This is a genomic window from Streptomyces sp. NPDC093984 (assembly GCF_044764595.1).
In the GTDB taxonomy this organism is placed as follows: Bacteria; Actinomycetota; Actinomycetes; order Streptomycetales; family Streptomycetaceae; genus Streptomyces; species Streptomyces cynarae.
Genome location: NZ_JBIWIM010000002.1, coordinates 628,088 through 647,278, shown reverse-complemented (window position 1 = coordinate 647,278; position 19,191 = coordinate 628,088). Strand labels below are relative to the sequence as shown.

General features: G+C 72.4%; 18 protein-coding genes. 6 read left to right on the top strand and 12 right to left on the bottom strand.

The genetic code is table 11. The features are described from left to right. The first annotated feature begins 127 nt into the window (after nucleotides 1-127). Entirely contained in the window at nucleotides 128-988 is an 861-nt protein-coding gene (gene folP / locus ACIRC0_RS10715) for a dihydropteroate synthase (RefSeq protein WP_403614023.1), read from the top strand. 298 nt (nucleotides 989-1,286) lie between these two features. Here folP and ACIRC0_RS10710 read toward each other — a convergent pair whose 3' ends face one another. Then, entirely contained in the window at nucleotides 1,287-2,045 is a 759-nt protein-coding gene (locus tag ACIRC0_RS10710) for a TIGR00730 family Rossman fold protein (RefSeq protein ID WP_403614020.1), read from the bottom strand. A 114-nt stretch (nucleotides 2,046-2,159) separates the two neighbouring features. Beyond that, nucleotides 2,160-3,239, bottom strand: coding sequence for a succinyl-diaminopimelate desuccinylase (gene dapE, locus ACIRC0_RS10705; protein WP_403614017.1), 1,080 nt, complete (start codon nucleotides 3,237-3,239; stop codon nucleotides 2,160-2,162). 120 nt (nucleotides 3,240-3,359) lie between these two features. Here dapE and ACIRC0_RS10700 point away from each other — a divergent pair, with 120 nt between their 5' ends. Next, nucleotides 3,360-4,295 carry a heavy metal transporter gene (locus ACIRC0_RS10700; protein WP_403614015.1) on the top strand — a complete coding sequence of 312 codons (936 nt, stop codon included), beginning with the start codon at nucleotides 3,360-3,362 and terminating at the stop codon, nucleotides 4,293-4,295. A 341-nt stretch (nucleotides 4,296-4,636) separates the two neighbouring features. Continuing rightward, a complete protein-coding gene (locus tag ACIRC0_RS10695; RefSeq protein WP_403614013.1) occupies nucleotides 4,637-5,071 on the top strand; it encodes an ATP-binding protein in 435 nt (144 codons plus the stop codon). Nucleotides 5,072-5,296: 225 nt separating this feature from the next. Here the strand turns inward: ACIRC0_RS10695 and ACIRC0_RS10690 are convergent, their stop codons facing one another. Together ACIRC0_RS10690 and fdxA are read right to left on the bottom strand one after the other, a co-directional pair. Further along, complete coding sequence (locus ACIRC0_RS10690) at nucleotides 5,297-6,391, bottom strand: bifunctional succinyldiaminopimelate transaminase/glutamate-prephenate aminotransferase (RefSeq protein WP_403614011.1); 1,095 nt, start codon at nucleotides 6,389-6,391, stop codon at nucleotides 5,297-5,299. Nucleotides 6,392-6,540: 149 nt separating this feature from the next. Continuing rightward, the gene (fdxA, locus tag ACIRC0_RS10685) at nucleotides 6,541-6,861 is read right to left on the bottom strand and encodes a ferredoxin (protein WP_043443616.1); all 321 of its coding nucleotides are present in this window, start codon (nucleotides 6,859-6,861) and stop codon (nucleotides 6,541-6,543) included. Nucleotides 6,862-7,001: 140 nt separating this feature from the next. On the opposite strand from fdxA, the gene ACIRC0_RS10680 reads away from it, so the two are divergent. Beyond that, a complete protein-coding gene (locus tag ACIRC0_RS10680) occupies nucleotides 7,002-8,051 on the top strand; it encodes a GNAT family N-acetyltransferase (RefSeq protein ID WP_403614008.1) in 1,050 nt (349 codons plus the stop codon). A 17-nt stretch (nucleotides 8,052-8,068) separates the two neighbouring features. Next, nucleotides 8,069-8,920, top strand: coding sequence for a tetratricopeptide repeat protein (locus ACIRC0_RS10675; protein WP_403614005.1), 852 nt, complete (start codon nucleotides 8,069-8,071; stop codon nucleotides 8,918-8,920). Between the two features lie 10 nt (nucleotides 8,921-8,930). Here ACIRC0_RS10675 and ACIRC0_RS10670 read toward each other — a convergent pair whose 3' ends face one another. The 8 genes from ACIRC0_RS10670 to ACIRC0_RS10635 form a co-directional block, all read right to left on the bottom strand. Continuing rightward, nucleotides 8,931-9,545, bottom strand: a complete 615-nt coding sequence (locus ACIRC0_RS10670; RefSeq protein ID WP_403614003.1) for a response regulator transcription factor — start codon at nucleotides 9,543-9,545, stop codon at nucleotides 8,931-8,933. After that, entirely contained in the window at nucleotides 9,542-10,741 is a 1,200-nt protein-coding gene (locus tag ACIRC0_RS10665; RefSeq protein WP_403614711.1) for a sensor histidine kinase, read from the bottom strand. Before ACIRC0_RS10665 ends, ACIRC0_RS10670 begins: the two co-directional genes overlap by 4 nt. 5 nt (nucleotides 10,742-10,746) lie before the next feature. Next, nucleotides 10,747-11,478 carry an ABC transporter permease gene (locus ACIRC0_RS10660; RefSeq protein ID WP_403614001.1) on the bottom strand — a complete coding sequence of 244 codons (732 nt, stop codon included), beginning with the start codon at nucleotides 11,476-11,478 and terminating at the stop codon, nucleotides 10,747-10,749. Continuing rightward, complete coding sequence (locus ACIRC0_RS10655; RefSeq protein ID WP_403613998.1) at nucleotides 11,475-12,398, bottom strand: ABC transporter ATP-binding protein; 924 nt, start codon at nucleotides 12,396-12,398, stop codon at nucleotides 11,475-11,477. The genes ACIRC0_RS10660 and ACIRC0_RS10655 overlap by 4 nt, the downstream gene beginning before the upstream one ends. A 132-nt stretch (nucleotides 12,399-12,530) precedes the next feature. Next, nucleotides 12,531-14,864 carry a hypothetical protein gene (locus ACIRC0_RS10650; protein ID WP_403613996.1) on the bottom strand — a complete coding sequence of 778 codons (2,334 nt, stop codon included), beginning with the start codon at nucleotides 14,862-14,864 and terminating at the stop codon, nucleotides 12,531-12,533. A 226-nt stretch (nucleotides 14,865-15,090) separates the two neighbouring features. Beyond that, the gene (locus ACIRC0_RS10645; protein WP_403613993.1) at nucleotides 15,091-15,510 is read right to left on the bottom strand and encodes a DUF6113 family protein; all 420 of its coding nucleotides are present in this window, start codon (nucleotides 15,508-15,510) and stop codon (nucleotides 15,091-15,093) included. Then, nucleotides 15,507-16,391 carry an N-acetyl-1-D-myo-inositol-2-amino-2-deoxy-alpha-D-glucopyranoside deacetylase gene (gene mshB / locus ACIRC0_RS10640; RefSeq protein ID WP_403613991.1) on the bottom strand — a complete coding sequence of 295 codons (885 nt, stop codon included), beginning with the start codon at nucleotides 16,389-16,391 and terminating at the stop codon, nucleotides 15,507-15,509. The genes ACIRC0_RS10645 and mshB overlap by 4 nt, the downstream gene beginning before the upstream one ends. Before the next feature lie 134 nt (nucleotides 16,392-16,525). Continuing rightward, a complete protein-coding gene (locus ACIRC0_RS10635; protein ID WP_059128380.1) occupies nucleotides 16,526-16,720 on the bottom strand; it encodes a hypothetical protein in 195 nt (64 codons plus the stop codon). Nucleotides 16,721-16,911: 191 nt separating this feature from the next. Between ACIRC0_RS10635 and ACIRC0_RS10630 the strand changes: the two genes are divergently transcribed. Beyond that, on the top strand, nucleotides 16,912-19,032 hold the full coding sequence (locus ACIRC0_RS10630) for a prolyl oligopeptidase family serine peptidase (protein ID WP_403613988.1): 2,121 nt from the start codon (nucleotides 16,912-16,914) through the stop codon (nucleotides 19,030-19,032). The last annotated feature ends 159 nt before the right edge of the window (nucleotides 19,033-19,191 follow it).

The window sequence follows — 19,191 nt, the reverse complement described above, 5'->3', positions numbered from 1 at the left end:
GCGCGCCGACGCGGAAGTGCCGATGTCGAGTCTGTCTTTCTCTCTGGGTCAGATCGTGCCATGCGTCGCTGACAATTAAGGTCACAGGCGGCCGAGGAACGGGACGGACTGGGAGAGGTCACAGGGGATGCTCAGGCTGGGCAGGCGAGAATTCGGCGAGCACGAGCCGGTGATCATGGCGATCGTGAACCGGACCCCGGACTCCTTCTACGACCAGGGGGCCACGTTCCGCGACGAGCCTGCCCTCGCGCGCGTGGAGCGGGCGGTGGCCGAGGGTGCCGCGATCATCGACATCGGCGGGGTGAAGGCCGGGCCGGGCGAGGAGGTCACGGCCGAGGAGGAGGCGCGGCGGACGGTCGGTTTCGTCGCGGAGGTGCGACGGCGCTTCCCGGACGTCGTGATCAGCGTGGACACCTGGCGGCACGAGGTCGGCGAGGCCGTGTGCGAGGCGGGCGCCGATCTCCTGAACGACGCGTGGGGCGGGGTCGATCCACGGCTCGCGGAGGTGGCGGCGCGGTACCGGGTGGGGCTGGTGTGCACGCACGCGGGGGGCGCGCTGCCTCGGACACGGCCGCACCGGGTGACGTACGACGACGTCATGGCCGACATTCTGAAGGTGACGGTGGGGCTGGCGGAGCGGGCGGTGGCTCTCGGGGTGCCGCGCGAGTCGGTCCTGATCGACCCCGGCCACGACTTCGGGAAGAACACACGGCACAGCCTGGAGGCGACGCGGCGGCTGGACGAGATGGTCGCCACGGGGTGGCCGGTGCTGGTGTCGCTGTCCAACAAGGACTTCGTCGGGGAGACGCTGGACAAGCCCGTGAAGGAACGGGTGTTGGGGACGTTGGCGACGACGGCTGTGTCGGCGTGGCTGGGGGCGCAGGTGTACCGGGTGCACGAGGTGGCGGAGACGCGGCAGGTGCTGGACATGGTGGCGTCGATCGCGGGCCACCGGCCGCCGGCGGTGGCCCGCCGGGGCCTGGCCTGACGGAGTCTTTCCTCGCCCCCACCGCCCCTACCCGTCCCACAGCGCCCCTGGGCCGCGGCCGGGGGGCTGCTTCCGGGGCTACGGAGAACCGGGGCTGCGCACCCCGAAGGGGCGCGGTGAACTGCGCGACCAGCCACGGACGAGCCGCAGCCGGGTACTGGCCCGAGCCACCCCGTCTCGCGGCCCCCAGGCCGAAGGCCCAAACGGGGCCGGAGGCGAAGCCCCGAGGGCGGCAGCCGCCGCGCCGGGGGCGTAGCCGAACCCCGGTGACCCCGCCGCCCCGGTTCAGGCTCAGCGCCTAGCGTCCCGCCTCCTTGGAGACCAGGGCCACCGCCTCGTCCACGTCGTCCGTGAGGTGGAACAGGAGCAGGTCCTTCTCCGAGGCCTTGCCCTGGGCCACCAGGGTGTTCTTGAGCCAGTCGACCAGGCCGCCCCAGTACGACGTGCCGTACAGCACGATCGGGAAGCGGGTCACCTTCTGGGTCTGGACCAGGGTCAGCGCCTCGAACAGTTCGTCCAGCGTGCCGAGGCCGCCCGGCAGGACCACGAACCCCTGCGCGTACTTGACGAACATCATCTTGCGGACGAAGAAGTAGCGGAAGTTCAGGCCGATGTCGACGTACGGGTTCAGCCCCTGCTCGAACGGCAGCTCGATGCCGAGGCCGACCGAGATCCCCTTCGCCTCGCAGGCCCCCTTGTTCGCCGCCTCCATCGCGCCCGGGCCACCACCAGTGATCACCGCCCAGCCCGCCTCCACCAGGCCGCGCCCGAGCCGTACACCCGCGTCGTACTCCGGCGAGTCCACCGGCGTCCGCGCCGAGCCGAACACGCTGATCGCGGGTGGGAGTTCGGCCAGCGTGCCGAAACCCTCGATGAACTCCGACTGGATGCGCAGGACACGCCACGGGTCCGTGTGGACCCAGTCGGTGGGGGCGCGCTCGTCCAGCAGCCGCTGGTCCGTGGTGCTCCTCGTCACCTGGCTCCGTCTGCGCAGCACCGGACCGAGCCGCTGCTCATCCGGCGGAATCTTCTTCCCCTCGGGGTTGCCGGTAGGCATGTGCGCTCCCTCCGCTCGGGGGTGGTTCCACCCCAGCGTAGATCCGCGCGGGTTACGGAGGGGGGACGTGCGGATGTCCGGCTCGGACGACCGTCCCCCACGTCCGGCGGCAGGTCAGGACGTCAGCCAGGCCCGCAGACGCTCCTCCGCGGTGAGGACCTTCGCCGTCTCCACCCGCTCGTCCCGCTTGTGCGCCAAGAGCGGGTTGCCGGGACCGTAGTTGACCGCCGGGACGCCGAGCGCGCTGAAGCGGGCGACGTCCGTCCAGCCGTACTTGGGCATCGGGGTGCCCCCGACCGCCTCGATGAACGCCGCCGCGGCCGGGTGCGACAGCCCCGGCAGGGCGCCGCCGCTCTGGTCGACCACCTCGAACTCCGCCACGCCGCAGTCCGCGAACACCTCACGGACGTGCGCGACCGCCTCCTCCTCGCTGCGGTCCGGCGCGTACCGGAAGTTGACCGTCACGAGGCATTCGTCGGGGATCACGTTCCCGGCCACCCCGCCGGAGACGGCGACCGCGTTCAGGCCCTCCCGGTACTCCAGCCCGTCGATCACCGGATGGCGCGGTTCGTAGGCTGCCAGGCGGGCCAGGATCGGGGCCGCCGCGTGGATCGCGTTCGAGCCCATCCAGCCGCGCGCCGAGTGGGCCCGCTCGCCCCTGGTCCTCAGCTGCACCCGCAGCGTGCCCTGGCAGCCGCCCTCGACCTGGCCGTCGGAGGGCTCGAGCAGCACCGCGAAGTCGCCCTCCAGCCACTCCGGGTGGGCCTCGGACACATGCTTCAGGCCGTTCAGGTGTGCGTCGACCTCTTCGTTGTCGTAGAAGACGAACGTCAGATCACGGTTGGGTTCGGGGACCGTCGCCGCGATACGGAGCTGAACGGCGACGCCCGACTTCATGTCGCAGGTGCCGCAGCCCCACAGCACACCGTCCGCGTCCAGGCGGGAGGGCACGTTGTCCGCGATCGGGACCGTGTCGATGTGGCCCGCCAGGATGACACGCTGCTGCCGACCCAGGTCCGTACGCGCCACCACGTTGTTGCCGTACCGGTCGACCGTCAGGTGCGGCAGGGCGCGCAGCGCCGCCTCGATGGCGTCCGCGAGAGCCTTCTCGGTGCCGCTCTCGGAGGGGAAGTCGACGAGCCGCGCGGTGAGCCGAGCGGCGTCCAGCGTGAGGTCAAGCGGGGTATCGGCCATGTCCTCGACCCTAGCGCGCCCGACCGCGCGGGCCTGCCACAGGAGTTGTCCACAGCGCCGGGCAACCCGCTGTTCACCTCCAGTACCTTGTACGGCGTGTCAGAGCCGTCCCCTCCTTCCGTGCGTCGTGGCCGCTTTCTCCGTTTCGGGGCGGCCTTCGTGGTCCTGCTCGCCGTCGCGGGCTATCTCGTCGTCCAGTACCTCACCGGTTCGGCGGCGCCGAGATGCCGGGTCGTCTCCGGAAAGGACGACGGCGCCTCGTACGAGTTCACTCCGGAGCAGGCGGTGAACGCGGCGACGATCGCCGCCGTCGGCACCACTCGCGGCATGCCGGAGCGCGCGGTGACCATCGCGCTCGCGACCGCCCTGCAGGAGTCGGGCCTGCGCAACATAGAGCACGGCGACCGGGATTCCCTCGGCCTGTTCCAGCAGCGCCCGTCGCAGGGCTGGGGCACCAAGAAGCAGATCATGGACCCGACGTACGCGGCGGGCGTGTTCTACGAGCACCTGGCGAAGGTGCCGGACTACACGGGTCTGCCGCTGACGGTGGCCGCGCAGCGGGTGCAGCGCAGCGGCTTTCCGGAGGCGTACGCCAAGCACGAGCCGGACGCCGTGCTGCTCGCCGCCGCGCTGACCGGCCGCGCGGCGGGCACGCTGACCTGCCAGGGGCGCCCCGCGCCGACGGCGACCGGGGGCCCCGACGCGGTGCGGGCCGCGCTGGTACGGGACTTCGGGCGCGACGTGCTCCAGACGGCCGGCGCGGAGGTGGTCCCCCGGCGCCCGTCGCCGTCCCCCACGGCCACGCCGACGCGGGCCGCCGACGACGCGGTGACGATCCCGGTGCCCAAGAGGTCCACCGCTTCGGGGACCGTCCGTGAGCGCGGCTGGGAGCTGGCGCACTGGGCGGTGGCCAACTCCACGGCGCTGCACATCTCACGGGTCTCCTTCGCGGGCCGCGAGTGGTCGCGCGGAGGCTTCGCCGGCGAGTGGCGTACGACCGGCTCCGGCGACGGGGAGGCGTCGGCCACCGAAGTCCGCATCGTCACCGGGGGGTAGCCCGGGCAGCAGTACGAGTTCTCACTCCTGCGGGTAATGCGCGGCGCGCCTCGTCGACGGGGCGCGCACTTTTTTGCGGGGCCTTCGGGGTATGCGCCGAGCCCCTTGCGAACAAAGGGCTGTAAGGATTCGGCAGGCCTTCCGGCGGGTTGCCGTTTGCCCGATTTCATCCCCACCTGATAATGCGACGCATTGCCAACTCTTTACATTGGCCCACCGCAACCTTCGCGGGCTTCGAGCGGTAGTCACTGCGTCCGAGCCCGGAACGATGAACAGCCGAATCGGCCGAACTCCCGGGCGCAGTCGAATACTTCACCGTTCTCTCCCGTCTAAGGAGCATCATGTCCCTCCCCCTGACCCACCGGATCGCCCGTGCCGCGCTGCTGATCGCGGCGGGAGCGGCGCCCGTGGTCGGTGCGGCCGGCTCCGCCAGCGCGGCGACGACCGATCTGCCGGCCACCCCGAACCTCGGTGGGCTGACCGCCCTGGACACCGCGCAGGTCGGCACCACCGTCGACGGCGCGGCCCAGAAGGCCGACGGTGCGGCGCAGCAGGTCACCGGGGTCGCGGGTGACACCGGCAGCCACGCGGTCAAGGCCGGAAGCCAGGCGGCCCGGAAGGCGGTGCCGGCGGTGAGCCGGACCGGCGGGAAGGTCGTCGGCACGGCGGCGCCGGTCGCGCAGAAGGTGGCCGGGGACGCGGCGGGGCAGGCCGGCGGGCTGCTCGGGGGCGCGACCAAGGGCGGGCTGCCGAAGGGACTGCCGCTGGGCGGCTGACGTCGGGTTCTTTGCGCGGAGGGTCCGGGGAAGCTTCCCCGGACCCTCCGTCTGTTGCAGCTGAGCTCGGCTGGACCGTGCCCGGTGGTGTGGGCTGTGCCCACCCTCCCCCAAGCTCTCGGCTTCGCTCGAGCAGGGGGACCCCCATCGCCCCGGGGGCACCCCCAGGCCGTCAAGGCACTGGGGGAGGCACGACTGCCCACAGCGGTAGCGGTAGCGGTGCCTCTAGCCGAGGCGCTGCACCGCTGCTGCCACCCTCTCGTCCGTCGCCGTCAGGGCCACCCGTACGAACTTCTCGCCCGCCTCGCCGTAGAAGTCGCCCGGTGCCACGAGGATGCCCAGGTCGGCCAGGTGGGCCACCGTCTGCCAGCAGGACTCGTCGCGGGTCGCCCACAGGTACAGGCTCGCCTCGCTGTGCTCGATCCGGAAGCCGTGCTTCAGGAGGGCGGCGCGCAGGGCCGTGCGCCGGGCCGCGTACCGCTCGCGCTGCTCGCGGACGTGCGTGTCGTCGCCCAGCGCGGCCACCACGGCGGCCTGTGTGGGCGCCGACGTCATCATGCCGCCGTGCTTGCGGATCTCCAGGAGCGGGCCGAGGACCGCGGGGTCACCGGCGAGGAAGGCAGCGCGGTAGCCCGCCAGGTTCGAGCGCTTGGAGAGGGAGTGGACCGACACGATGCCGTCGTACGAGCCGCCGTTCACGTCCGGGTGGAGGACCGAGACGGGGTCGGACTCCCAGCCCAGCTCGATGTAGCACTCGTCGGAGAACAGCAGTACGCCGTGCTCGCGGGCCCAGGCGACGATCCTCGTCAGTTCGTCCTTGCCCAGCACCTTGCCCGTCGGGTTCGACGGTGAGTTGAGCCAGAGGAGCTTGAGGTCCCTCGGGTCCAGCTCCGTCGGGTCGTCGTAGGCCACGTGATCCGCGCGGGCCAGGCGCGCGCCGACCTCGTACGTCGGGTAGGCCAGGCGCGGGTAGGCGACCTTGTCGCCGGGGCCGAGCCCGAGCTGGGTCGGGAGCCAGGCGACGAGCTCCTTGGAGCCGACGATCGGCAGGACGTGCCGGTGGGTGACGTCGCGGGCGCCCAGGCGGCGCTCCACCCAGCCCGTGATCGCGTCCCGCAGCTCGGGCGTGCCCCAGACGGTCGGGTAGCCCGGGGAGTCCGCCGCCGCGACCAGCGCCTTCTGGATCAGCTCGGGCACCGGGTCGACCGGGGTGCCGACGGACAGGTCGACGATCCCGTCCGGGTGCCCGGCGGCCGTCTTCTTGTACGGCTCCAGCTTGTCCCAAGGGAAGGTCGGAAGACGGTCGGAGACTGCGGACACGGGGATCGCTCACTTTCTGCTTCGACGGGCGCCCCCGTACGAGCGTACGAGCGCAGGGGCTCCCAACACATCGGTCCCGTCCGGTGCGGGCAGGCACCGTGACGGGACCGAGGCGGCACGGTTGTGCAGACCGCTTACTGATTCGCCGCTTACTGGTTCATCGGGGGCAGCGCCGCGATGAAGGGGTGGTCGCGCTCGATCAGCCCCAGCTTGCTGGCGCCACCGGGCGAGCCGAGCTCGTCGAAGAACTCGACGTTCGCCTTGTAGTAGTCCTTCCACTCCTCGGGAGTGTCGTCCTCGTAGAAGATCGCCTCGACCGGGCACACCGGTTCACAGGCCCCACAGTCGACGCATTCGTCCGGGTGGATGTACAAGGACCGCTGGCCCTCGTAGATGCAGTCGACCGGGCACTCCTCGATGCACGCCTTGTCCTTGACGTCGACACAAGGCTCTGCGATGACGTAGGTCACGCTGTCGTTCCTCCTCGATAGGGCGCTGGCGGGCCTCCTCAGGCTCCGCCGCCTGGCGCGCGGGAGCGCGGCGTCGTCGATGCCCGCACCTAGTATCTCCGTTTCGGGGCATGATCCGAACAGGAGGGGTGAACTGACCTGTGGAAATCTCTGCGGGCGGACGGCTCGAGATCCGCATCACCGCTGCTGACGTGGGAAAACGCGTCTCCGTACGGCGGTGGAACGAACATGCCGCCGAGGGTGAGAAGTTCACCGACACGGTCGGAGTTCTCACATCATGGGATCAAGGTGTGCTGCTGATCACACGGCGGGACGGTCAAAGCGTCCGGATCGCGGAATCGTCGCTGGTCGCGGGCAAGGTCGTCCCCGCCGCTCCGGCGCGTCGCAGGGGTCCCGCGGCGTCCTACGAGGAGCTCGTGCGGATCGCCGCCAGGGCCTGGCAGCCGGTGGAGCGGGAGCGGCTCGGTGAGTGGGAGCTGCGCGCGGCCGCCGGGTTCACGCGGCGGGCCAACTCGGCGCTGCCCCTCGGCGACCCCGGGATGCCGCTGGACGAGGCGCTGACGGCCGTACGACGCTGGTACGCGGACCGTGGCCTGCCCGCCTACATACAGGTCGCGACCGGAGCGGAGGGCACGCAGGAGCTGCTGTGCGCGGAGCTCGAAGCGCGTGGCTGGACGCGGGAAGTGACCGCCGAGCTGTGGACCGGCTCCCTGGCGCCCCTCGCGGACCGAGAGGCCCCCGGGGTGGAGCTGTCCCGCACGGCCGACGAGGCGTGGCTCGCCCGCTACCAGCGCAAGGGGCTGAGCGAGGTGGCCCTGAAGGTGCTGGGCTGCAGGTCCCCCCGCTCGAGCGAAGCCGAGAGCGGGGAAGGCCCCTCGGTGTGGTTCGCGACGGTGCCGGGGGCTCGGGGTGCCGCTCCTGCGGCGATCGGGCGGTGCGTGGTGGACGGGCGGTGGGCCGGTTTCGCGGCGGTAGAGGTCGACCCGGAGCAGCGCCGGCGGGGTCTGGCCACCGCCGTGATGGCGGCGCTGGCCCGGCAGGCCCTGGACGAGGGCGCCTCGGCGGCCTGGCTGCAGGTGGAGAGGGACAACGAGGGTGCGCGGGCCCTGTACGCGGGACTGGGTTTCGGGGCGCATCATGCATATCACCACTACCGGGAGCCGGAGGGCTCCCGCGGACCGGCGGCGTGAGAGGGTTCGAGGTTGTGATGCGTGGCCCCCGTCCCCCGGAGCCGGAGCGGGCCGCCGAGGTGCGGCGGCGGTTCGGTGAGGAGGTGCGGTCCGAGCGGCCCGATCTTGTGACGCTGTGCCTGCTCGTGGGCGCGGCGGCGGACGGGGAGCTGGACGAGGCCGGGATCGACGCGGCGCAGATCGAGCTGGACCGGCTGGCCGGGCTGGTGCCGTTCCGGCCGGACGGGCCGCGGGCCTGGGCCGAGGCGCTGTCGGACGTCCTCGGGGGCCGCTGCGGGTTCCACGGCTCCGCCGCGGACTACGAGCGCCTGGAGTCGTCGTTGCTGCACGCGGTGCTGCGGCGGCGGCGCGGGTTGCCGATCCTGCTGTCGGTGGTGTGGATCGAGGTGGCGCGGCGGGCGGGGGCGCCGGTGTACGGGGTCGCACTGCCCGGGCACTTCGTCGTGGGGTTCGGGCCGCCGGACGAGCAGGTGCTGGCCGATCCGTTCGACGGCGGCCGGGTGCTGACCGGGGGTGACGCCGAGATGCTGGTCGCCGGCGCCACGGGGGCGCCGCTCGATCCTTCGATGCTCACCCCTGCCGATCCGCTGGATGTCGTACTGCGGGTGTTGAACAACATCCGGGCGTGGGCCGCGGCTCGCCCCGAGCGGTCGGACGTCGCCCTGTGGGCGGTGGAGTTGTCGTTGCTGGTGCCGTCGCATCCGGCGCGGTTGCGGTACGAGCACGCGCAGCTTCTGGTGCAGCGGGGGGAGTTCTTGCGGGGGGCCGCGGAGCTCGATGCGTACGCCGACGTCGTTTCCGCCGTCGACGACGCGGCTGCGGAGCGTGTGCGGGGGCAGGCTCGGGCCGCCCGGGCCATGCTGAACTGAAGGGGTACGGCTACAGCCAGCCCTTCTCACGAGCCATCCGCACGGCCTCCGCCCTGTTCCGCACCGCCAGTTTCTGTATGGCGGTGGACAGGTAGTTCCGGACCGTCCCCTGGGACAGGTGCAGCGTCGCCGCCAGCTCGGCGTTGGTCGCGCCGTTCGCCGCCGCGCGCAGGACCTCGCGTTCGCGCTCCGTCAGCGGGTTGGCGCCGTCGGCCAGGGCGGCCGCCGCGAGCGTCGGGTCGATGACCCGTTCCCCTGCGAGCACCTTCCGTACCACCTCGGCGAGTTGGGAGGCCGGGGCGTCCTTCACCAGGAACGCGGCGGCGCCCGCCTCCATCGCGGAGCGCAGATAGCCGGGGCGGCCGAAGGTCGTCAGCACGACCACCTTCAGCGCCGGCAGCTCGCGCTGCAGCTGGGCCGCCGCCTCGATCCCGGTGGCGCCGGGCATCTCGATGTCCAGCAGCGCCACGTCCACCTCATGAGCGCGCGCCGCCGCCAGCACCTCGTCACCGCGGGCGACCTGGGCGACGACCTCGATGTCCTCCTCCAGGCCCAGCAGCGCGGCCAGCGCCTCGCGGACCATCGACTGGTCCTCGGCGAGCAGGACCTTGATCGTACGGCTCATGCCCCGGATCCTACGTGGGCCACGGCACCCACGGGCACGCGTGCGACCAGCCGGAAGCCATGCCGGACGCGCCCCGCCTCCAGCGTGCCGCCGACCTTCTCCAGACGCTCGGTCAGACCCGTCAGACCGTTGCCCGGGCCGTTGCCCGCCCCTCCCGATCCGTCGTCCTCGACGGACAGTTCCAGCATCGGCCCGTCGAGGGTCTGGCGTTGCAGCACCTGAACCGCGCAGCGGCCGGCGCCGCTGTGCCGCACGACGTTGGTGACCGCCTCGCGCAGCGCCCAGGCGAGGACGGACTCGCTCTCCTCCGCGACCCCGGTGAGGTCGGGTTCCGAGGGTATGTCCGCCGTGACTCCGGCCGCCGTGAGGGCGACCTGCGCGCCCGCGAGTTCCGCGGACAGGCGCGGGCGCCGGTAGCCGGTGACCGCCTCACGCACGTCGACGAGGGCCTGACGGCTGACCCGTTCGATGTCGGCGACCTGCTGGGCCGCCTTCTCGGGGTGGTCGGGGAGCATGCGGCCGGCCAGCTCGCTCTTCAGCGTGATCAGGGAGAGCGAGTGGCCGAGCAGGTCGTGCAGATCGCGGGCCAGGCGCAGCCGCTCCTCGTTGGCGGCGAGCTGGGCGACGGTGGCGCGGGCCTTGCGCAGCTCGATCGTCGTGCGTACGAGCTGGCCGACGCCCGTCATCGCGTAGCCGATGAGCACCACCAGGAGCAGGAGGCCCTCGACCGTGTCCATCGCGTCGCCCTGGAAACCGACCAGGGCCATCACGGCGGCCGTCGCGGGGATCGCCCAGTACGCGGCGCGCAGCGGGAGCGTCGCTCCGCAGGCCACCGAGACGTACACGAACAGTCCCAGCCAGTGCTCGGCGCCGAGCGTGAGGTTCAGCAGTGTGGCGAGCCCCGCGAGGGCGACGAGTATCCCGGTGACGAACCGCTGGGTGTACGGCCTGCCGATGTTCCGGAAGACCAGCGACAGATAGACGGCGACGAAGGAGGCGAGGCCCAGCCAGCCGGCCACGGTGCCGCCGGTGGTGTGGCGGCCGGACGCGAGGTCCCGGGCCGGCGAGCTCAGGAACACCAGCCACACGCCGATCCACAGCGTCTTGCGCAGCAGCTCCTTCCGGTTGCGGGGCGGCTGGCCCATGCGCATCAGCCGCTCCGCCCGGACCTCGTCCGACCGCTGGTCTTCCGTCATGGCGCTCACGCCTTCAGCGTGTCCTTCCGGTACAGCCAGGCCGCGCCGCCCGCGAAAAGGGCGAAGAAGACGACCAGGATCACGATGTCCCTGGCGTGGGGGGCCTGGCTCTGTTCGATGGCCTGTCCGAGGGCAGCGTACGCGTGGGTGGGCAGCCACTTGGCGATGTCCTGAAGCCAGGTGGGGAAGGAGGAGGACGGCATCCACAGGCCGCCGAGGATCGACAGGCCGAAGTAGACGATCATCGTGATCGGGCGCACCGCGTCCCCGGACGCGAGGTAGCCGATGGCGACGCCGAGCGCGGCGAAGACCAGGCTGCCGGCCCAGATGGCGCCGGTGAGGGCGAACCACTGCCAGGCGTCCAGCCGTACGTCCTTCACGGCGGCGGCGACCAGGAAGACCACCACGATGGAGGGCAGGCTCACCACGGCCGCGCTGGCCGTCTTGGCGAGGACGTACCCGCGCCCGGGCAGCGTGGTCAGCCTCAGCTGCCGCACCCAGCCGCCTTCCCGTTCCTTGGCGATGCGCTCGCTGTTGCCCATGAGGACGGCGGTCAGGGCACCGAAGGAGGCCATGGAGACCATGACGTACTTCGCGACGCTCAGGCCGGTGCCGTCGACGGTGCCCGTCTGGTTGGAGACCAGCAGGAAGATCACCGACGGGTAGATCACCGAGAAGAACAGGAACTTGCGGTTGCGCAGGGCGCGGGTGAGTTCCAGCCGGATGAGCGAGATCATGACTGCTTGGCCTCCTCGGCCTCGGTGATGGCGACGAACGCCTGCTCGAGCCCGAGCCCGGCGACTTCGAGGTTGCGGGGGTAGACGCCGAGCCCGTACAGCGCGTGGACGGTCGCGTCGGCGTCGGAGGACTGGATCCGTACGGTCTGCCCGGAAACGTCTATCGCGGTCAGGAACGGCAGCGCGCGCAGCGGGGCCTCGTCGATCGGGCCCTGAAGGTCGAAGCGGACGCGCCGGGCGCCGGCCTTGGCCTTGATCTCGGCGGCGGTGCCGTCGGCGAGGAGCCGCCCGCGGTGCAGCACGAGCACGCGGTCGGCGATCGCGTCGGCCTCTTCCAGGTAGTGCGTGGCGAACAGGACCGTACGCCCCTGGTCCGCCTGCTCCCGCATGGTGGCCCAGAAGGCCTGGCGGGCGGAGACGTCCATGCCGGTGGTCGGCTCGTCCAGCACGATCAGGTCGCTGTCGCCCGCGGTGGCGAGGGCGAAGCGGACGCGCTGGGCCTGGCCGCCGGAGAGCTTGTTGACCTTGCGGTCGGCGATCTGGGCGATGCCCGCGCGGGCGAGCACGTCGGTGACCTTGTACGGCCTCGGGTGCAGATCGCAGCCGAGCTTGACCAGTTCGGCGACCGTCACCTCGTCCATCAGGCCGCCGCTCTGCAGCATGGCGCCCACGCGCCCGGCGACGATGGCCTCGCGCGGGCTGGTCCCGAACACGCGCACGGAGCCGCTGTCGGCCGGCTTGAGCCCGAGGAGCAGGTCGAGGGTGGTCGACTTGCCCGCGCCGTTGGGCCCCAGCAGGGCCACGGTCTCCCCCGGGTGCAGCTCGAGCGACAAGCCGTCCACGGCCCGTACGTCCCCGTAGGCCTTGGTCACCTGATCGAACCCGACCACCACGTCGGTGGCCGACACTGTCGTCGTCATGGACCCATCGTCCCGGGGCCGGGGGCGTGCACGGCAGTGCCGGGTGTCGTCACTCCGACATGACAGATGTCATGTCTGCGGCATGACAGGGGGGCGCCCGGTCGTCACCGGGCGCCCCCCTGTGCGGTGCCGTCAGCTCGGGTTCGTGTTGATGACCGCGACCCGGTTGGTCTTGCTCAGCAGCGCCTGGCGCAGGGCGACGTAGACGTCCTGGGGCGTCACGGGCGTCTTCTGGCCGTTGGCCCGGGTGATGAGCACGCCGTCGAACGCCTGGCCGTAGAGCGCCTTCAGGGCGGCCAGGTCGGGCTTGTCGACCAGCTTGCCGTTGACGGCCGTCACCCCGAGGAACTTCCACAGCGACTTCTGCGGACTCATCAGCACCGAGTGCGCCGGGTCCGTCCGCACCGTCACTGGAGCCGACATCGCGGGCTGCGCGAACTCCTTCAGCTCCCTGTCGACCTCGGCGTTCGTGACCGCCGGCTGCCGGGTCGTGGTGGCCACCCGCACGGGCGTGCCGGAGCCGGTCTCCACCTGGGTGCGGTACGCCTCCTCGACGGCCGCGACGGACGCGGGCACGTCGATTCCCTTGCCCGCCTTGCCGTACACGGCAACCGCCCGGCCGGCCTCGAACTTGATCGTGCCCTCGACCATCGACCCGGAGCCGCCCGCTACCCGCTGCAGGGCGGCCTGCAGCTTCTCCTCGTCGACGGGCATGACGGGCGGGACCACACGGTGCTGCCCGAACAGCGAGCCGATCACCGACACCGGGTTGTAGTCGCTCGTCGCGGCGGCGGCGACGGTGGCCTTGCTGTCGAACTGGAGGCCCGCCTGGTCCGGCCTGAGGGGGACCGCCTTGCCGTCGACCGACAGCTGCAGGGGTTTGTCGGTCCGGCTGCCCAGCGCGGCGTCGAGCTTCTCGACCGCCTCGTCCCGGGTGCCGCCGCCGATGTCGACGCCGAGCACCGTGGTGCCCTTGGGCACGTCGGAGTGGTTCATGAGCAGACCGGCGCCGTAGGCGACACCGGCGACGAGGACCACGCCGCCGCACAGGAGGACCAGCTTGCTGCGGCCCTTCTTCTTGGCCGGCTTCGCGGCGCCGGTGTTCTGCTGCCTGGGCGCGTCGGGCAGCTTCGGGGGCGTGTGCGGCGCCGGCGCCTCCGACGGGGAGCCCGGGCCGAACGGACCGCTGCGGTCGCCCGACGGGACGACGGGGATGCCGCTGGTGACGGTGTGCCCGGAGACGTTGCCGCCGGGGCCGCCGAAGCCCTGGGGGCCCGGTTCGGGGGCGGGCTTCTGCGGGGTGAGGATCGCGGTGTCGTCACTGAGCCCGCCGCCGGGACGGCCCTGGCCGGCGGCGGCTCCGGGCACGCCGGGCGCACCGGGCGCTCCGGGGCCTCCCGGGCCGAGCGGTCCGCCGGGGGTGCTCTGGATGCCGGGCGCCAGGAGGCCCGGGCCGCCGGGGCCCGTACCGGGAGCGGTCAGACCGGGGCCGCCGGGGCCGGAGGCGACCGTGCTGTCGCCGGTGACCGGGCCGCTGGTCGGGCCGGACGGGCCGCGCCGGCCCGGCTCCGAGAAGTACGGAAGGTCGTCGCGGCGGGGTTCGGGGCTCTCCTCGGCGCCGATCACCGGGAAGGAGGCCGTGCTGGCCGCCACCGCGTCGGACACGTCGAAGGAGCCGGTGCCACCGCCGTGCCCCGGCGCGACGGGTCCGGCACCGGTGGCACCCGGGAGCCCCGCGCCGTTCGTACCACCCGGGCGTGCGCCGAAGGAGCCCGTGCCGCCCGCGCCCTCTCCGGGTCGTGCGCCCGGCGCGCCGGAAGCGCCGGGGCGCGCGCCACCCGTGCCGTTCGCACTCGGGCCGCCTGGCCGCGTGCCGCCCGCGCCGGGACCGCTCGTCGCACCCGGGCCACCGAAGGCCCCGTTGCCGCCCCGCGCACCCGTACCGGCACCCGCTCCGGCACCAGCGCCCTCGCCCGGCGCCCCCACGCCCGACGTGCCGCTCGCGCCTTGTATGCCCGAAGCCCCGGGCAGCCCCGCGCCGTTGGTCGTCCCACTGCCCGCAGCGCCCTTGACCGCCGCGGGCTTGCGCGGCGCGAACCAGTCGCTCGTCGGCGTCTTCTCCTCGGACTGCGCGGCGGGCTCGGCGGGCGGGTCGAAGGTGCTGAGCGCGCTCACGGAGCTCGTCGCCCGTGTGTCGGAGCCCGCTTCGTCCGTCGCGCTGTCGGCGTCCGCGACGGGGGTGCGCACGACGACCGGCGGAATGGGCCGGGATCCGGGGATGTTGATCCGGATGCGGGTCGTCAGCGTGGTCTCGGTCTTGCGTTCCTCCGACGGCGAGGCCGAACGGCTCGTGTCGACACCGTCCTCGGCAGCCAGGGGGGTACCGTACGGCGGCGTCCCCGACGGGTACGCGGCTGGCCCACGCCCGTTGGGCCCGGCGGACGAGTTGTCAGTTTCACGACTCAAGGCAGGTTCTCCCGGTTGGCTCCACCGCCTGTTTCGACCTCAACAGGTGGGGGTCCCCCCTGCTCGAGCGAAGCCGAGAGCGTGGGGGAGGCTCGGCGGCGCGCACCACCATACTGGCCGCTTGCGCCACGTAGACCGCGCCCGCGAGGAAACCCGCACGGGACCCCCACGTCCGCACCGCGTTTTCCGGGGGACATCCCATGACTCGCAGCGACGAAGTGGTACGTCACTTGCCAAGTCGGGCGCCGGGGCGACCGGGTTGCCGCCCGCGGGCAAGGGTGGCGCACATCACAGCGACGGCCATTCCGCCGAGCAGGAACAGGTACGAGCCGATGCCCGCGCCGAACAGGAAGTCGCCCTCCGGGCGGCTGGCGGTGAGCAGCAGGACGGCGACCATCCACCCGGCGGCGGGCGCGAGGGCCCCCGCGCGGGCCCCGGTGACCTGGGCGCCGCCCAGGAAGGCTCCGGCCGCGCCCGCGAGCGAGAGGAGCAGTCCGCCCGGGAACCAGGCACCCTGCACCAGACCGCCCGCCACGCCGACGACCGCACCGAGCACCAGCAGCCCGAGGTAGGCGGCCATCCGTCCGGCCGAGGGCAGGGTCAGGGGCTGTGCGAGTGCGCTCGACTGTTTGCTCGGCGTCGTCATGGGGCCACTCCCTGGAACAGATCCGTCTCACGGGCCTCGGCGTGCCCGCCGCGCGCCAACTCGTAGTACTCCGTGGTGAACAGGGGCTGCGCGAGCGCGTTGGACAGCGCGAAGTACGGCTCGGCGACCTCGATCTGCGTGGCGTGGGCGCGCATCGCCGCGGCCTTCGCGGCAGCGAACGCCGTGCCGTCGATCTCGGTGGTGACCGCTTGGTCGTCGACCACGCCGGGGACGTCGTCGATGCTCGCGGCCTTGGCGAAGGGCGTCTTGTCGAGGACCTCGCCGAGGCGGGCGAACGCGGCCCGGGCGACAGAGCGCGGCAGCCGGTTCCAGTAGATCTTGGTGATCCGCCAGGGCTCCCCGAGGTCCGGGCGGAAGCCGGGGTCGGCGGCCAGGTCGGCGGCGCGCATGGCGACGCGGTGGGCCTGGATGTGGTCGGGGTGGCCGTAGCCGCCGTCGGGGTCGTAGGTGACGAGGACCTGGGGGCGCACCTCCCGGACGACCGCCACGAGGTGGCCGGCCGCCTCGTCCAGGTCCGCGGACCAGAAGGAGCCCGGCCGGTGGTTCTGCTCGGCGCCCATCATCCCGGAGTCGCGGTAGCGGCCCGGGCCGCCGAGGAAGCGGTGGTCGCCGACGCCGAGTTCGGCCATGGCGGCGGCCAGTTCGCCGACGCGGTGCGGGCCCAGCGCGTCGTCCCGGTCGGGCGCGAGGTGCGCGAGCTCCGGCGGGATCACCTCGCCCTCCTCGCCGAGGGTGCAGGTCACCAGCGTCACCCGGGCGCCCTCGGCCGCGTACTTGGCCATGGTCGCGCCGTTGTTGATCGACTCGTCGTCCGGGTGCGCGTGCACCAGGAGCAGACGCCGGTCGGGCAGATCCGTCATGGGACCACCCTACGAGTCCGTCATGGGACCACCCTACGAGGCCGGCCGTCCTCCGCCCCCGGCGGCACCGGCCGCCGGGTCCCCCTCACGGAAGACTCGGCCCTGCGGGCGGAAGGGGCCGCGCCCCGCGAACGCTAGAACTTGATGCTGCCGATCATCCCCGCGATGTTCGTGGTCAGCTCGCTGATCGTGGGTGCGACCGTGGAGGAGGCGAGGTAGAAGCCGAGGAGCATGCACACGATCGCGTGGCCCGCCTTCAACCCGGACTTCTTGATCAGAAGGAAGACGACGATCGCCAGCAGCACCACCGCCGAAATCGAGAGTGCCACGGCGGCTCACCTCCAAAGATCCCAGGACGCGGGGGGTTCGGACTATGGGGGCAGACAAATCCATGCAGATAAATCCACGCAGCGGGCAGCACGTTCATACCCACTATGCGCTAGTGATCATAACTATCCGTACGTGCGCATCGATCGGCGCACGGCCGCACAAGGGGGCGCATGGCCAATATGGTCGGGGCATGACCACCGAGCCTGCTTCCTTCCCCCGACGGCACGCGCGGACCCAGCGGTTCACGCTCGGCGCGCCGCGTGCGTTCACCGTCGCGCCCGACGGTTCCCGTGTCGTGTTCCTGCGGTCCACCTCCGGCACGGACCGCGCGCACCAGTTGTGGGTCCTCGACCTGGCGGACGGCAAGGAGCGCCCCGCGGCCGACCCGGGCGCGCTCCTCGGGGGCGCCGCCGAGCAGTTGCCGCCCGAGGAGCGCGCCCGGCGGGAGCGCAGTCGCGAGGGCGGCGCCGGCATCGTCGGCTACGCCACCGACGCGGCCGTGGAGTTGGCGTCTTTCGCCTTGTCAGGGCGGCTTTTCACGGCGGAGCTGCGCGCGGGCACGGCCCGTGAACTTCCCGTGGCCGGACCGGTGATCGACCCGCGCCCGGCCCCCGACGGACGGCACATCGCCTACGTGCGAGGCGGCGCGCTGCGCGTGGTCGGCGCGGAGGGCGAGGGCGACCGGGCGCTCGCGGAGCCGGAGTCGGAGTCGGTGTCGTACGGCCTGGCCGAGTTCATCGCGGCCGAGGAGATGGGCCGGTCGCGGGGTTTCTGGTGGTCGCCGGAGTCCGACCGGCTGCTCGTGTCGCGCGTGGACGACACGCCGGTGCGGCGGTGGTGGATCTCCGATCCGGCGCGTCCGGACCAGGAGCCGCAGCGGGTTCCGTACCCGGCTGCGGGCACCGGCAACGCGGACGTACGGCTGTTCGTGGTGGGCCTCGACGGGGCGCGCACGGAGGTCGTCTGGGACCGGGCGCGCTACCCGTATCTGGCGCGAGTGCACTGGTCAGCGGCGGGGGCACCGCTGATCCTGGTGCAGGCGCGGGACCAGCGCAGCCAGCTGTACCTGGCGGTGGACCCGGACACCGGGGCGACCCGGATGGTGCACGCGGACGAAGATCCATATTGGCTGGAACTTTTCGCCGGTGTGCCGTGCTGGAGCCCCTCCGGGCAGTTGGTCCGGGTGGCCGACGAGGGCGGCGCGCGGGTGCTCGCCGTGGGGGAACGGCCGTTGACCGGACCGCAGTTGCACCTGCGGGCGGTGCTCGACGTCGCGGACGCGGATGTGCTGGTGGCCGCGTCGGCGGGCGAAGCCGCGACGGACCCGGAGATCGGCGAGGTCCACGTCTACCGCGTGAACGAACTCGGCGTGGAGCGCGTGTCGCAGGAGCCCGGCGTGCACTCGGCGGTGCGCGCGGGGGCGGTGACCGTGCTCGTCTCCTCGGCCCTCGACCGCCCCGGCGCCCGGGTGCAGGTGCTGCGCGACGGCAAGCGTCTGGCCACCGTGGCGTCGTATGCGGAACACCCCGGTTTGTCCCCGCGCGTGCGACTGACGCAGGGGGGCGCACGCCAAATCCCATGCGCCGTGATTATGCCTACGGACTACTCCGGTGACGCCTCCCTCCCCGTCCTCATGGACCCCTACGGCGGCCCGCACGGACAGCGCGTGGTGGCCGCGCACAATCCGCACCTGACCTCGCAATGGTTCGCCGACCAGGGCTTCGCGGTGATCGTCGCCGACGGGCGCGGCACCCCGGGCCGCTCCCCCGCCTGGGAGAAGGCTGTCAAGGACGACCTCGCGGCGGTCGTGCTCCAGGACCAGGTGGACGCGCTGCACGCCCTGGCCGGCGACTTCCCGCTCGATCTGTCCCGGGTCGCGATCCGCGGCTGGTCCTTCGGCGGCTATCTGGCGGCGCTGGCGGTGCTGCGCCGCCCGGACGTGTTCCACGCGGCCGTCGTGGGTGCGCCGGTGACCGACCTACGGCTCTACGACACCCACTACCAGGAGCGCTACCTGGGGCACCCCGGCGAGCAGCCCGACGTCTACCGCCGCAACTCGCTCATCGACGACGCGGGCCTGGTGGACGCGGCGGATCCGGCCCGCCCGATGATGATCATCCACGGCCTGGCGGACGACAACGTGGTGGTGGCCCACTCCCTGCGCCTGTCCTCGGCCCTCCTGGCCGCGGGCCGCCCGCACGAGGTGCTCCCGCTGTCGGGGGTCACGCACATGACCCCCCAGGAGACGGTCGCGGAGAACCTGCTGCTGCTCCAGCGTGACTTCCTCCGACGCGCGCTCGACTTGGGCTGATCAGAAAAACCCCACAGAGCACAGCAACCATCAATTGAGGAACCACGACGAGACAGCCACCAGGTCCGCGAGAGCGGCGCCGGCTCAGGCGCAAAGAACAGCAACGGGCCGGGATGACATGGCGCATCCCGGCCCGTTTACGGCACCCGCACGGCCGTA